The sequence below is a fragment of the Bacteroides sp. L008 genome (genome assembly GCF_040812255.1).
GTDB lineage: Bacteria > Bacteroidota > Bacteroidia > Bacteroidales > Bacteroidaceae > Bacteroides > Bacteroides vicugnae.
Window position 1 is genome coordinate 3,009,231 of record NZ_JBFNXO010000001.1, and the last position, 14,242, is coordinate 3,023,472.

At 40.5% G+C, this 14,242-nt stretch carries 15 protein-coding genes; 9 read left to right on the plus strand and 6 right to left on the minus strand.

The genetic code is table 11. From position 1 onward, the window contains the following. Positions 1–143 precede the first annotated feature (143 nt). The 3 genes from AB3G73_RS11940 (at position 144) to AB3G73_RS11950 (ending at position 1,906) form a co-directional block, all read left to right on the plus strand. On the plus strand, positions 144–830 hold the full coding sequence (locus AB3G73_RS11940; protein WP_004299219.1) for a phosphatidylserine decarboxylase family protein: 687 nt from the start codon (positions 144–146) through the stop codon (positions 828–830). A 10-nt stretch (positions 831–840) separates the two neighbouring features. Continuing rightward, positions 841–1,548, plus strand: coding sequence for a CDP-diacylglycerol--serine O-phosphatidyltransferase (gene pssA, locus AB3G73_RS11945; protein WP_148365263.1), 708 nt, complete (start codon positions 841–843; stop codon positions 1,546–1,548). Between the two features lie 67 nt (positions 1,549–1,615). Continuing rightward, a complete protein-coding gene (locus tag AB3G73_RS11950; RefSeq protein WP_217721278.1) occupies positions 1,616–1,906 on the plus strand; it encodes a DUF4834 family protein in 291 nt (96 codons plus the stop codon). A gap of 14 nt (positions 1,907–1,920) precedes the next feature. On the opposite strand, the gene AB3G73_RS11955 is transcribed toward AB3G73_RS11950, so the two are convergent. Continuing rightward, on the minus strand, positions 1,921–2,358 hold the full coding sequence (locus AB3G73_RS11955) for a nucleoside deaminase (protein WP_367745021.1): 438 nt from the start codon (positions 2,356–2,358) through the stop codon (positions 1,921–1,923). A gap of 37 nt (positions 2,359–2,395) precedes the next feature. Further along, complete coding sequence (locus tag AB3G73_RS11960; RefSeq protein ID WP_004299215.1) at positions 2,396–2,629, minus strand: hypothetical protein; 234 nt, start codon at positions 2,627–2,629, stop codon at positions 2,396–2,398. A 67-nt stretch (positions 2,630–2,696) separates the two neighbouring features. Here AB3G73_RS11960 and AB3G73_RS11965 point away from each other — a divergent pair, with 67 nt between their 5' ends. The 4 genes from AB3G73_RS11965 (at position 2,697) to AB3G73_RS11980 (ending at position 5,565) form a co-directional block, all read left to right on the plus strand. Then, entirely contained in the window at positions 2,697–3,062 is a 366-nt protein-coding gene (locus AB3G73_RS11965; protein WP_148365266.1) for a YraN family protein, read from the plus strand. 46 nt (positions 3,063–3,108) lie between these two features. Next, complete coding sequence (locus tag AB3G73_RS11970; protein WP_148365267.1) at positions 3,109–3,465, plus strand: MmcQ/YjbR family DNA-binding protein; 357 nt, start codon at positions 3,109–3,111, stop codon at positions 3,463–3,465. Then, positions 3,449–4,207 carry a biotin--[acetyl-CoA-carboxylase] ligase gene (locus AB3G73_RS11975; protein ID WP_367745024.1) on the plus strand — a complete coding sequence of 253 codons (759 nt, stop codon included), beginning with the start codon at positions 3,449–3,451 and terminating at the stop codon, positions 4,205–4,207. Before AB3G73_RS11970 ends, AB3G73_RS11975 begins: the two co-directional genes overlap by 17 nt. A 65-nt stretch (positions 4,208–4,272) precedes the next feature. Continuing rightward, entirely contained in the window at positions 4,273–5,565 is a 1,293-nt protein-coding gene (locus tag AB3G73_RS11980; RefSeq protein WP_148365269.1) for a zinc-dependent metalloproteinase lipoprotein, read from the plus strand. Between the two features lie 32 nt (positions 5,566–5,597). Here AB3G73_RS11980 and AB3G73_RS11985 read toward each other — a convergent pair whose 3' ends face one another. Then, complete coding sequence (locus tag AB3G73_RS11985; RefSeq protein ID WP_298044180.1) at positions 5,598–6,281, minus strand: lipopolysaccharide assembly protein LapB; 684 nt, start codon at positions 6,279–6,281, stop codon at positions 5,598–5,600. 112 nt (positions 6,282–6,393) lie between these two features. Here AB3G73_RS11985 and AB3G73_RS11990 point away from each other — a divergent pair, with 112 nt between their 5' ends. Continuing rightward, the gene (locus tag AB3G73_RS11990) at positions 6,394–7,722 is read left to right on the plus strand and encodes an MATE family efflux transporter (RefSeq protein WP_298044181.1); all 1,329 of its coding nucleotides are present in this window, start codon (positions 6,394–6,396) and stop codon (positions 7,720–7,722) included. A gap of 54 nt (positions 7,723–7,776) precedes the next feature. Continuing rightward, positions 7,777–8,487, plus strand: coding sequence for a UMP kinase (pyrH, locus tag AB3G73_RS11995; protein WP_004306551.1), 711 nt, complete (start codon positions 7,777–7,779; stop codon positions 8,485–8,487). A gap of 105 nt (positions 8,488–8,592) precedes the next feature. Here the strand turns inward: pyrH and AB3G73_RS12000 are convergent, their stop codons facing one another. Genes AB3G73_RS12000 through AB3G73_RS12010 form a run of 3 tightly spaced genes read right to left on the minus strand, consistent with a single transcriptional unit; the run spans position 8,593 to position 14,236 of the window. Then, positions 8,593–10,146, minus strand: a complete 1,554-nt coding sequence (locus tag AB3G73_RS12000) for a hypothetical protein (protein WP_367745028.1) — start codon at positions 10,144–10,146, stop codon at positions 8,593–8,595. A gap of 10 nt (positions 10,147–10,156) precedes the next feature. Beyond that, complete coding sequence (locus AB3G73_RS12005) at positions 10,157–11,569, minus strand: agarase (protein ID WP_298044184.1); 1,413 nt, start codon at positions 11,567–11,569, stop codon at positions 10,157–10,159. A 3-nt stretch (positions 11,570–11,572) separates the two neighbouring features. Then, positions 11,573–14,236: a glycoside hydrolase family 2 TIM barrel-domain containing protein gene (locus AB3G73_RS12010; RefSeq protein WP_298044185.1), complete on the minus strand. Its 2,664-nt coding sequence runs from the start codon at positions 14,234–14,236 to the stop codon at positions 11,573–11,575. Positions 14,237–14,242: the final 6 nt, after the last annotated feature.

A 14,242-nucleotide genomic window follows, 5' to 3' on the forward strand; every position in this document is an offset into this window, starting at 1 on the left:
TGAAGGCATAAAATTACTACCTCCTGGGTTATAAACAAAAATAATCCTCAAAAAGTTATCAACATTCGCATTTCTATGCTCATTTACTTGCTGAATTTTTAAATTAAGTATATTTTTGCAGACAATATCATTAAACAGCATTCATGGGCCGACTAAAGAAATTGAAAAAAATACGTATTCACCGCGAAGGAACACATATATTATGGGCTAGCTTTTTGCTATTGCTATTGATTAATGCGGCTCTTTATTGGGGAATCGATTGCAAAATACCATTTTATGTGGTAGCAGTAGCGAGTATAGCAGTCTATCTGCTGATGGTGAATTTCTTTCGATGTCCGATCCGTCTCTTCGGACAGGACACTGAAAAGATTGTCGTTGCACCTGCCGATGGAAAAATCGTCGTCATCGAAGAAGTCGATGAAAACGAATATTTCCATGACCGCCGGTTAATGATATCCATCTTCATGAGCATTGTGAATGTACATGCCAACTGGTATCCGGTGGACGGTACCATTAAAAAGGTAGCACATCATAATGGAAACTTTATGAAAGCATGGTTGCCGAAAGCCAGCACAGAAAACGAACGTTCTACGGTAGTGATCGAAACTCCGGAAGGAGTGGAAGTACTCACCCGGCAAATTGCTGGTGCAGTGGCACGCCGTATTGTCACCTACGCTGAAGTAGGAGAAGAATGTTATATTGACGAACACATGGGATTTATCAAATTCGGTTCCCGTGTGGATGTGTATTTACCCATTGGCACAGAAGTATGTGTCAGCATGGGACAATTAACGACCGGTAACCAAACGGTTATCGCCAAACTTAAATAATTCTGTCACAATGACAAACGTTATTAAAAACAGTATTCCGAATACCGTAACCTGCCTAAACCTTTTCTCCGGTTGTATTGCCTGTGTTATGGCTTTTGAAGGGAAATATGAACTGGCTCTACTTTTCATTGCTTTAAGTTCCATTTTCGACTTCTTCGACGGATTGTTGGCTCGTATGCTCAACGCACATTCCATTATCGGAAAAGACTTGGACTCATTGGCAGATGATGTCAGTTTTGGAGTTGCTCCTTCACTGATCGTATTCTCTCTGTTCAAAGAAATGTATTATCCGGCAAGTATGGAGTTCATCGCTCCTTACCTACCCTATTTGGCATTCTTAATTTCTGTTTTTTCAGCATTGCGTCTGGCTAAATTCAATAATGACACGCGACAGACCAGTTCTTTTGTCGGACTTCCGGTTCCTGCCAATGCGTTGTTCTGGGCCTCTTTAGTAGCAGGGGCGCATGATTTCCTGATATCAGACAACTGCCATCCTGTCTACCTTCTTATACTTGTCTGTCTGTTTTCCGGACTACTGGTATCAGAAATACCGATGTTTTCGCTGAAATTTAAAAATCTGTCATGGAATGACAACAAAATCAGTTTTATATTCCTGATTATCTGTATTCCCCTCCTTATATTTCTGGGGATCAGCAGCTTCGCCGCCATCATTGTATGGTATATTTTACTTTCACTTTTTACAAGAAAAAGTAAATAAACAATCTCTTGGCACGTTTGTTGTACTATGAGTTTTATCGAAGTAACAACATAAAAATCATAGCCCAATGCATATACTTTTATTTATACTCATTTTTATCATCGCCATTTTTGTATTTGGCCTTTCTATTGTCGGCTTCATACTAAGAACTATTTTCGGATTAGGACGTGGTTCATCTTCATCCCGCCCGAGACAAACGGAATCGGGACATACAAACCAACAGGACTATGACCAGAGAAATCGTCGTCCGATTAATGATGAAGAGGAAATATATTCCGAGAATATTTCGGAAAAAAGACATAAAAAAATATTCACCCAGGATGATGGTGAATATGTAGATTTTGAGGAAATCAAATAAACAGGATACCGCTTCTATTTTCGTTTCGCAGCAAAGAACTCTTTCATTAATGCAGCACATTCGTCAGCCATTACTCCTTTTACAACCACAGTTTTAGGGTGTAGAGCTGAACCTGCATATTTCTGATAGCCGCGTTTTTCATCTTCGGCACCAAATACTAGCTTGCCAGTTTGTGCCCAAGCGATAGCTCCTGCACACATCACGCAAGGTTCAACCGTGACATACAAAGTACATTCGTTCAGATATTTGCCACCAAGCACATTGGCAGCAGCTGTAATAGCCTGCATCTCGGCATGAGCCGTTACATCATTCAATGTTTCTGTGAGATTATGGGCACGTGCGATAATCCGCTCCTTACAAACCACGACAGCCCCAACAGGAACTTCTCCCCGATCAGCAGCTTTGCCTGCCTCTATCAAAGCCTGTTTCATGAAGTAAACATCGTCCAGCATCCCCCTTTAATTTTCAATTATTATTTTTAATTATCGATTATCGTCTCATGTCATGTTCACCAAAAAGGGTCGGATAATCTTCTTCCATATTTTTATGGATAAACATGAGAATGGTTTCACGAAGCCAACGGGATTTGTTCGTTATCTTATATTTCTCCAGATAACGATCTACAATCAGCTGTTCTTCGTCGCTCAACAAAATGCTCATTCGTCGTTCCCTTTTGGTACATTCGACATGCATTTTCAGGCACTTTTTACTCCTTTTTCTCATATCTTCTGCAAAATTACTTTTACTTCTGTAAATACAAAGAATAAAAGCAGTAAATTTGCAAAAAAAGATGGCTAAACATAATGATTTAGGAAAAGCCGGAGAAAATGCCGCTGTAGCTTATCTTGAACAGAAAGGGTATTGCATCCGTGACCGGAACTGGAGAAAAGGACATTTCGAACTGGACATTGTAGCAGCAAAGGACAATGAACTGATTGTAGTAGAGGTGAAAACCCGCAGCAATACCCTATTTGCCGAACCGGAAGACGCTGTTGATTTACCCAAAATAAGACGTACGGTACGCGCAGCGGATACCTATATCAGATTGTTTCAGCTTGACACTCCTGTACGCTTTGATATCATTACGATAGTAGGCGATGAGATAAATTTCAAGATTGAACATATAGAGGAAGCATTTTACCCTCCTTTATTTTAAAATTCAACGCTGAAAGACACCGAATGAGTATATAATTGATAGAATTATGAATATAGAGACAGCCAGAGAATACAGCCTCAACAAAAAAGCTGTAACGGAAGATACACCTTTCGGTGATGATTTCCTAACCATCAGGGTCATGGGTAAAATGTTTTTATGTATCAATTTCAATACACCTGACAGGATTACCATGAAATGCGATCCTGAATATGCCATTGAATTGCGTGACCATTATAATGGCGTGGAAGGTGCATGGCATTTCAACAAGAAATACTGGAATCAGGTATTCTTTGACCGAGATGTGGATGATAAATTGATCAAGCAACTGATTGATCACTCTTATGACGAGGTAATCAAAAAATTTACCAAAAAGTTACGTGCAGAATATGATGCTCTCCCCTGAAATATTCCCGGTTCCATTGATTCATATCAGCGAGACTAATTCTACCAACAACTATCTGCAGTCTCTCTGTTCTAAACAGAAAGTGGAAGAACTCACTGTCGTAGTCGCCGACTTCCAGACTTCCGGTCGTGGACAACGCGGCAACTCTTGGGAATCAGATTCCGGTAAGAATCTTCTTTTCAGCACCGTCATCTTCCCTGAATTCCTGGAAGCACGACGCCAGTTTCTTATTTCACAAATTATTTCTTTGGCTATTAAGGAAGAACTGGAGACCTATACCACCGATATCTCTATCAAATGGCCGAACGATATTTATTGGAAAGAAAAGAAAATATGTGGAATGTTGATAGAAAACGATCTGATGGGACGGAACATCAGTCAAAGTATTGCAGGAATCGGGATCAATATTAATCAGGAAACATTTCACTGTTCTGCCCCTAATCCTGTTTCACTGCGACAAATCACCGGAAAAGAGTTCGATCTATTTGAAATACTGAAGAACATCATGTTGCGCATCCAGTCTTATTATAACTTCCTCAAAAAAGGGAATACGGAATCAATAGCCTGTCAATATGAAATGTCTCTTTTCAGAAAGAAAGGAATGCATCGTTTTAAAGATGCCAACGGTGAATTTCTTGCACGAATCATTTGTGTAGAACCCGAAGGAAGATTAATACTGGAAGATGAGATGCTTAACAAAAAAGGCTATATGTTTAAGGAGGTAGAATATTTACTGAAATAAACCATCCTATTTCAGATCAAAACATTATCTTTGAAACATGCGTTTTATATAAAACTCTTTTATTTATGAAAACAAGATTAATTTTTCTTCTTCCATTACTATGGATATTAATAGGATGCGATGATTCGGATTCTGCCACGTTAAATATATCAGAATCAAAGTTCAATAACATTAGTGCAAGCGGTGAATCATTGACGATAGATATTACTTGCAGTTCTTCATGGACTGTAACAAGTAATAAACAATGGTGTATTCCTAATACACAAAAAGGGGAAAATGATGGAAAGTTAATCTTAACTATTAATGCTAATTTGGAATCTGCTTCCAGAACAGCCACTGTCACTATTATAAGCCATAAGGTTAGCAAAACAATTCAAATAACTCAAAATGGCTCTACCAACACTGCTGAAGAATACCATTATAAAATCCCTGTTATCTTTCATGTATTGTATAAAGAAGATAGAAATTCTCTACAGAAAGTAAATTCAAGCCGTTTATCCTATATACTTGACAAAGTAAACAGCCTGTATAAAAACAAGAATAACAGCGTAGACATGAATCTTACTTTTACATTAGCAACAACAGATAAAAATGGAGAAACATTACCCAATCCCGGAGTAGAATATATCCAATGGTCAGAATCATATCCAATCAACTGCGATGATTTTATGAATGATGATTCGGGTAAATATGTAAAATACTTATGGGATCCGAACTCATATATCAATATTATGGTTTATAACTTCGATTCGGGCTCTAATTCTAATTTAATAACATTAGGTATCTCCCATATTCCTTTTTCTACTGCAGGTAACCACTATTTAGAAGGGCTTAGTAAAACAGACTACTCTCATCTAACATTAGCAAATTTACAATTCCCACTATGTGTCTCTATTAACAGTCTATATATTAATGAAGAATCTACTTCAACTAAATATACTACAGCAGACATCACTGTCACGTTAGCTCATGAATTAGGACATTATCTAGGACTACATCATGTCTTTGCCGAAACAACTAATGGAACGTGTGAAGATACTGATTATTGCAAAGATACTAAAAGCTATAACAAACAAGAGTATGATAGCTATTGTGACTATATATATGAGAATGAGGAAGCAAAATATACATTTGAAAATTTGGTAAAACGAACAGGATGTGACGGTATAGAGTTTATCTCTTATAATATCATGGATTATGCTATCAGCTATTCAAATCAATTCACTCAAAACCAACGTGAACGTATCAGACATGTCTTATCATATAGCCCGTTAATACCCGGACCAAAGAAAGGAGACATTAATACTCGTGCACTTAATGAAGGACCTTTGGATTTGCCAATACGAACTATAAAATAGCAAATTGAATATAATAAAAAGAGGTGAACCGCTTAGCGATTCACCTCTTTTTCTATTCTCAATATCTTATCCAATGTCTTTTGAGCTTCTGTCGATGGGAAACGTAGAACAACTTTCTGCAACGAACTACGTGCTTTCTCATATCGGGTAGTAAATAACTTCGATAATCCGTCCCGATAGCGGGCATACTGCATTTTAGTGGGAGAAGGAAGTTTCTTGTAATCCATTTCTAACTTTTTCTTCTCCTGCTCTGCCATCAAATAATAATAGTTTCCTAAAAAGATATTAGCAGCCAGATTATCCGCATCGAGTTGCAATATTTTTTCGTACATACGCAAAGCATCTTTTTCTTGTCCGCGGCACACTTGCATTTCTGCACATGTTTCCAAACAATCTACATTATTTGGGTCCTTTTGCAGCAACTCTTTGTAAAACAAATAAGCTTTGTCGTAATTTCGTTTCTTTTTATAGGCGAGAGCTAATTCGGTAGCCAGTTTGGAGCAAATTTCACTATTCTTGTCCACATTCGTCCAATAATACATTTCCGTACGGTCTATATTCAGAGGAATAGTCTGCCGGAAATAGCTCACAGCCTGTCCATTCTGCCCAGCCTCAATAGCGGCAGATACTTTCTGCAACATCTCATCAACCGACTGTGCATTCAGCGCCAGCGGCAGTGAGAATAAAGATAAAAGAAAAATAGTTAAGGTCCTCATAATCCATCTGATTGCTATTTAGTTCGTGATTCACAAAGATACAACAAAAAAATAAAAAATGTACCTTTGCGGACGAAAAGAACAATCAATTTGATAAAAGTGTTTCTATAAAATGATAGATAAAAAAACATCCTCCGAAAACAGACGAATATTACGGATAGCCATACCATCGATTATATCAAATATTACCGTCCCGCTACTGGGACTTATCGATGTTACCATCGTAGGACACCTCGGTTCTCCGGCCTACATTGGAGCCATCGCTGTAGGGGGAATGTTGTTTAATATTATCTATTGGATTTTCGGATTCCTGCGCATGGGGACGAGTGGCATGACCTCACAAGCGTATGGCCAGCATGATCTAAATGAAATCACCCGGTTACTGTTACGTTCCGTTGGCGTAGGATTGTTTATAGCTCTTTGCCTGTTGATACTCCAATACCCTATCCTGAAATTGGCATTCACCCTGATACAAACCACACCAGAAGTCGAGCAACTGGCAACTACTTATTTCTATATCTGTATCTGGGGAGCTCCCGCCACATTAGGACTTTATGGATTCGCCGGTTGGTTTATCGGAATGCAGAATTCACGTTTTCCCATGTATATCGCTATTACTCAAAACATTGTCAATATTGTAGCCAGCCTATCCTTTGTCTACTTGCTGGATATGAAAGTGGCAGGAGTGGCAACAGGAACTTTAATAGCCCAATATGCAGGTTTCTTCATGGCCATATTGCTATATATGCGCTATTATAGTGCACTAAAAAAGCGAATCGTATGGAAAGAAATTATACAGAAACAAGCCATGTACCGTTTCTTCCAAGTCAACCGGGACATTTTCTTCCGTACCCTTTGCTTGGTTGCGGTCACCCTATTTTTCACCTCTGCAGGAGCCGCCCAAGGAGAAATTGTATTAGCCGTAAACACCTTACTCATGCAACTATTCACTCTGTTTTCCTACATCATGGACGGATTTGCCTATGCCGGTGAAGCACTAGCCGGCCGTTATATAGGCGCCAAGAATCAAACAGCCTTACGCAACACAGTACATCACCTTTTCTATTGGGGATTGGGTCTTTCATTGATATTCACTATCCTTTATGCAATCGGCGGAAAAGAATTTCTGGGATTGCTAACCAATGACACTTCAGTAATCAACGCTTCAGACACTTATTTTTACTGGGCACTTATCATTCCGCTAGCTGGTTTTTCTGCTTTCCTGTGGGATGGAGTATTTATTGGTGCCACCGCTACCCGCCAGATGCTTTACTCCATGTTAGTCGCCTCCGCCAGCTTCTTCGGAGTATATTACGCTTTCCATCCTCTTCTAGGAAATCACGCCCTGTGGCTGGCTTTTCTCATTTATCTTTCCCTGCGAGGAGTTGTACAAACCTTTTTGGGAAGGCAAATAATGAAAAAAGTAATCGCATCCCAGTGAGGCTATCCGATAAATTATCTCTATATTTGCGGCAAACAATAAAAAGCAAAAGGTATGGCAAAGTATAAAAGAATCTTACTAAAGCTCAGTGGAGAGAGCTTGATGGGCGAAAAGCAATATGGCATTGACGAAAAAAGACTGGCAGAATATGCTCAACAAATCAAAGAAATCCACGAACAAGGGGTACAGATTGGTATCGTCATCGGAGGAGGCAACATATTCCGCGGATTAAGCGGAGCCAATAAAGGTTTTGACCGTGTGAAGGGGGACCAAATGGGAATGTTGGCTACCGTTATCAATAGCCTCGCTCTAAGTTCTGCTCTTGTAGCTACCGGTGTAAAAGCACGTGTATTGACTGCAGTACGGATGGAACCTATCGGTGAATTCTACAGTAAATGGAAGGCCATCGAATGTATGGAAAACGGTGAAGTGGTTATCATGTCTGCAGGAACGGGAAATCCTTTCTTTACTACAGATACCGGTTCTTCACTAAGAGGAATAGAAATCGAAGCAGACGTTATGCTGAAAGGTACTCGCGTAGATGGCATTTACACAGCTGATCCTGAAAAAGATCCTACCGCAACCAAATTCGATGACATTACGTATGATGAAGTATTGAAACGTGGTCTGAAAGTTATGGATTTAACTGCGACCTGTATGTGCAAAGAAAATAATCTGCCTATCGTCGTATTTGATATGGACACAGTAGGTAACTTAAAGAAAGTAATCAGCGGAGAAGAGATAGGTACGTTAGTACACAATTAATCAGAAAATAAAAAGTGCGAATTTTGCAGTATAGCTTTGATAAAAACTACTACTGCAAAATTCGCACTTTGTCTTTCTTTTCAAATATTAGATCGAAACGAATACCTATTTATCAAAATACTGGATCAAATCATACGCATTAAAATTCAATTCGCGGGCAAAGAAAGATAAATAAGGAAACAACTGATAAGAATTATCATAAAGACCCTTATTGGCAGGTTTCGACGAATTATCCGTACCATCATCATCCTGATATTTAAACCAATGCCATCCGATACAATTCTTAGCTTCAAGCAATCCTAATGTAAAATGCTGATAAGCATAAGCCCTCTCATTTTGTGTAGGAACAGAATATCCGGCTCCCGACTGGTTATTCAGATCGGAATCCTCCACCCCTTTCGTATAAAACTCACTTACAAGAAACGGCTTATCCGCCCAACTTGCCCAGTCTGCAATCGCTGTTGTCAGTTCGGGACTCCAACGGCTATAATAGTTGATAGAAATGACATCACAATATTTTCCGGCAGCCCTCATCACTCCCTCCATATATTTAGGAGTTCCATGCAATCGAGTCCCCAGATAAAGCAGCTTATCATCTACTTTCATCACTGCCTCTTTCACTGCTTTATAATATTTCTCTGCTACGATACCTGCAAACTCGTTATTCAAGGCATCCGTCACACTTTGCACCCCCTTGGAATCCATAAAGGCTTTTGCCGCAACATAAGCCGGATCATTCGAACTGTTAATAGCCAGGAAACGATCCAAAATCCGGGAACTGTTCGAAGAGAAGTTTATCTCATTATCCGAGAAGAAACCCAATACATTTGGATCGCGCAGATAATCTGCGAAAGCACTACCTGCCAAATATGATTCACACCATTCAGCCCATCCATTATAAAACACAAGGCCTGCAGCATTATCATCACTTCCTCCGGGATAATTATAAGATTTCGCACTCTTGAACTGGCTTAGAAAAGCAAAGGAAGGTGCCAAAGTCAACGGACTGCTCGGATTGGAAGCATTATGAGTCTGAATCAACGAGTACGTTCCTGTACAGAATGCACCTGTACCATGAAAACCGATCTCACTCAATTCACGTTGAGTGGTAGACAACCACTTCTCATCAGTTCCAAACCTATTATTCCAAGCTGTTTTATTACGACTGGAAGTCCCCTTACGCAAAGAAGTCGCACTACGTTCCAGATGCAGATAACCTTCCGGATCAACCAACCACCAACGCCCGTCTATCTTCTTCGTATAAAACCTGCCCGTAGCTGCTTGTTTCGGAAGTGTTGTCGAACTTCCATACTTATTCACCGACTCCTGATATGCTTTCAATGTCTTAATAGCCGGTTTATATCCATCCATATAAGCAATAATACGTGTATTCCCCGTTGTCCAACTGGATATGGGAGGATAGGCACTGGAATACTTGACACTGATAGGACGATACATATTGGTATTTAATGACGGAGCATATACCACAGAAGCTCCGGGAACGGGCAAATCTTCCGGGTATTCCGACTCCACATCTCCCTCACCTATCACTATATCAGGAGGCATAAAATTAGGGTCCTTATCATCATCATCCGTACAAGAAACCATAGGAATAGAACTTATAAACAGTAAAGCTCCCAGTATAAATATTTTTTTCATGGTATGTATTTTATTGATTGTTATTTGATTGTTGATCGAACCAGTCGGCCAAACGATAGGCATTGATATTCAATTCTTTCATAGCATCGGCCAACGGTTTATAAAGATTGTATTCATTATCTATCAGCCCCTTGTTAGAGTCCAGATTCGAAGGATCTGCCCCTTTTGCCGTCGGATCATTATCCTGATAACGGAACCAGTGCCATCCGACACAATTTCCACTTTCCAATAATCCTAAAACAAAATGCTGATAGGCATATCCACGTTCCTGTTGAGTTTGAACGGTAAAACCTGCTCCTGTCGTATTCGCCAGTCCGGAATCCATTCCTTTCGTATAAAATTCCGTAATGATGAAAGGTTTTTGAGCCCATTCTCCCCAATGCTTCATGCTCTTCTCACTCGGCGTCCACGCTCCATAGTAGTTAATTGCAACGACATCACAATACCTGCCTGCCGCTTCCACAATCTGGCGGATAAACTTCGGTTTTCCATGTAAACGACTGCCTAGATAGAGATGATTGGGATCATACTTCCGAATCGCTTCCGATACCACTTTATAATATCGTTCAGCTACCACCCCCGCAAACTCCTCCCGGTGCTCATCGGTTATTTGCTGCGAAGTAATTCCCTGTTTTTTCAACCAGGATTCCGCATACACTCTTCCCGGATCACCAGGGTTCTGTAAAGTCAGATAGCCTTCCAGATTCTTGGGTCCGAACGGAAGTTCATTATCCGAGAAATAACCAATGATGTTTTTATCCATTTTATTTGCAACCAGTTTTTGCACCATCTCATCACAATAAGTTTCGAATTCCGGGTCAAAAACGAAAATACACTGATTAGGATATCCCGTGTTACCAGGTAACTGATAAGTTCCTCCCCGTTTCTTACCATATCCGCTCATCAAGTTAAGAATGATTGAGCGGGTCAAAACCTCCTTGTGGGATGCATTGTAAGAAGCAATCGCCTCTTCGTTACTCCAAGAGCCCGCACCAGAAAAGCCCAGTGAATGAATCAACTGTGCCGTCCCTTCGATCCATTTTTCTTCCGTACCGAATTTATCCAGCATGGCTTGTTTATTGCGTTCAGAGGTACCCAAACGTACTCCAACCACCACTTTTTGTAAATGCCGATATCCATCGGGATCAATCATCCACCAACGATTTCCAATACGTTCCACTCTAAAAAATCCAGTAGCCCGGTGCCTCGGAGCATCCAAATCACTTCCATACTCATTTACATGCACTTTATCAGTAGCTTTAAAACCATCCAGTTGAGCAATGGTACGGGTATCATACTCCTTCCATGGAAGATCTTTCTGTCCTTTCACCCACGGACGGGCAGTGACCTTAAATGCGTGCCCCTGTCCATAGCCCAACTGGGACAACAGCAGTAAAAACAATATAACTATACTATTTTTCATGTTCTAATATTCTTTTACGATTCGTATTGCATTTAAAATAGGCACAGACTCCACCGCTCCAAAACGAATGACAAGCCCTTTTCCCTTTGAAACCGGAACAATATATTTTTTAATGACCGCACGTTCGGAACCGTATTCTTCTGCAATATTCATTTGCCCGGCGACAGATACCCCATTTATATCCACAGAAAATACCCGGTTTGCATACTCCTCTTTCACCACATCATTTCCTAAATTATACACCAAAGCCTCTCTTTTATTTTCGGAAGTAAGTTCCGTCCAATACAAATATACAGCATAGACACCATCCGGCACATCCGCTTTAAAGGCCTCAATACCTACCCGTTGCGTCTGAAAGATAGGATCCTGATCCGTTCCCAGTATATCAGTGTCGCTGGCAGGCAAAGAACCGTAACGAGTCTTATTCGGAGCCACTTTTCCGCCAATATATCCCCATGAGCCTTTTTCATAAGCCTGTTCGGGTATCCAGCACAGTTCTGCTGTCCGGTCCTCGAAATAGCGTTGAGCACCCAATAATACATTGACTTCCGTAAAGCCGCTCTTCACATTGACACATTGGAAATTGCAAACATACTGGTCACGATATTCGCGTCCCTCTTTTTCAATTACAGCATCTACCACATTCTCTCCGTTGACAAAAGGAATATCCACAGAAACGACCTTATCCGATACCGGATATACTCCCAAACTCTTTCCATTTAAAAAGACTTCCACCTTATCTGCATTGGTATACACCTTCAAAGGTTGCGTACAACTCTTTCCATCCCGACTGGCTCCCGCCCTATTCTTCCATGACTTAGAAGCAATGTGCAGGACAGGCGACTCTTTCAGATAAGCCTGATAAAGATAATATCCATCTTTACGTTCTCTATCCGTACTTACCACCCCTTTATTGTTCACATGAGGCATGGCGTTTCTTCTGGCTTCAGAATAAAAATCATTCAAGTTCCAAACCATAGCTCCCACGATATAATCCCTCTTTAGAATTTCAGGCAAGTAATGTTCGTGGTAGATGGAACCAAATTCACAACTAAAGTCAAACCGCATCGGCGAAAAAGAGTGAATACGAGTATCCACATCCGCCCCGTATTCGGTAATGAGCAACGGTTTGTAAGGAAACTCCCTGTGAAGTTCTTCCAGTTTCTCTTCAAATCCACTCAAGCTACCACCATACCATCCATTATAAAGATTAAAACCCAATAACATCGGTAATTCTGTAATTCCCGCTTCCTGATAGATTTGAGAAGTAGAATGACAAGGCAACATGGTATAGCGTTCCGAATCCAGACTTCTGATCTGCGCCTCAACCGCCGAAGCTATTTGATGAAGGAATGTCATGTAGTCCGCCCGCTCCTTCTTATTTTCGGGGTTAAAAGGAGGACGCAAAAGCACTTCATTCATATAAGCCCAAATGATAACAGACGGATAATTATAGTTCTGACAAACCATTTCTGTCACCTGTTCCACGCAATTATCCATAAATGCCTTACTTTGAGTGATGGCATTCACTACCGGAATTTCAACTGAAGTCAATAGTCCTAACTTATCACACATTTGCATCACAACCGGATCTTGCGGATAATGAGCCACTCGCAGGAAATTACTTCCCATATCCTTGCTCAACTGTACATCCCGGATATGCATTTCATCCCGCAAAGCATTTCCCATTCCTTTGTAATCCTGATGCCGACTGGTACCAATCAATTTCCGATATTTCCCATTCAAGAAAAAACCTTTCTCCGCATCAAAATGATATTCACGAATTCCCAACGGATTGACAACACAATCGAGCACCTCCTCTTTTTTATTCTTCAGACGGCTATACACCTTATATATATAAGGAGAGTCCACATCCCAACGTTTAGGCTGCATAATAGTCATGAGCGATTCAAAAGCTACATTCTTTTCTTCCGCCTTCACATTTACTTTCTTTTGTGAAAGCGCTACTCTGTTACCATCTGCATCCAAAATCTCCGTTTCAAGAATCAATGATTGATTACTCTTCAAAGCATTGGACAAGAATGTCTTCACTGAAATATTTGCTTGCAAATCCGTAATCTTCGATGCTTTGAGATACACACCACTAGAAGCGTAATGAGTAGCAGACAGTTGCACAGGAGAAGTATACACCAGATAAACATCCCGATAGATTCCCCCGAAGAAAGTAAAGTCCGCTGAAAGAGGAGCAATATCCGGATTATGCGAGTTGTCAACACTCACAGCTATCAGATTGCGTCCGGCATGAACATAATCAGTCACGTCAAACGTAAAAGCGGAATAACCACCTTTATGATTTCCAACAAACGTTCCATTCACAAACACATTCGTTTCCTGATTGGCCCCCTCAAAACTAAGATAGACTCTTTGTTCGGGGATCAGTTCCTCCACTGTCACCAGTTTCCTGTACCAGCCTTTTCCCCGGAAATAACCGGGAATTTCATCCTCTGCATCTTTTGCATTCCACGTATGAGGAATGGAAACATCAGTCCAACCGGAAATATCAAAGTCAGCAGTGGACGCATCTCCCTCAAAGAGGGAGAACTTCCAACCGTCATTAATCGTTTGCGTCACACGCTGACTATAAACCGTGCCGGTCATAACCAGTAACAAACAGGCTAAAATTGTTTTTTGATATACCTTATACATACCTAA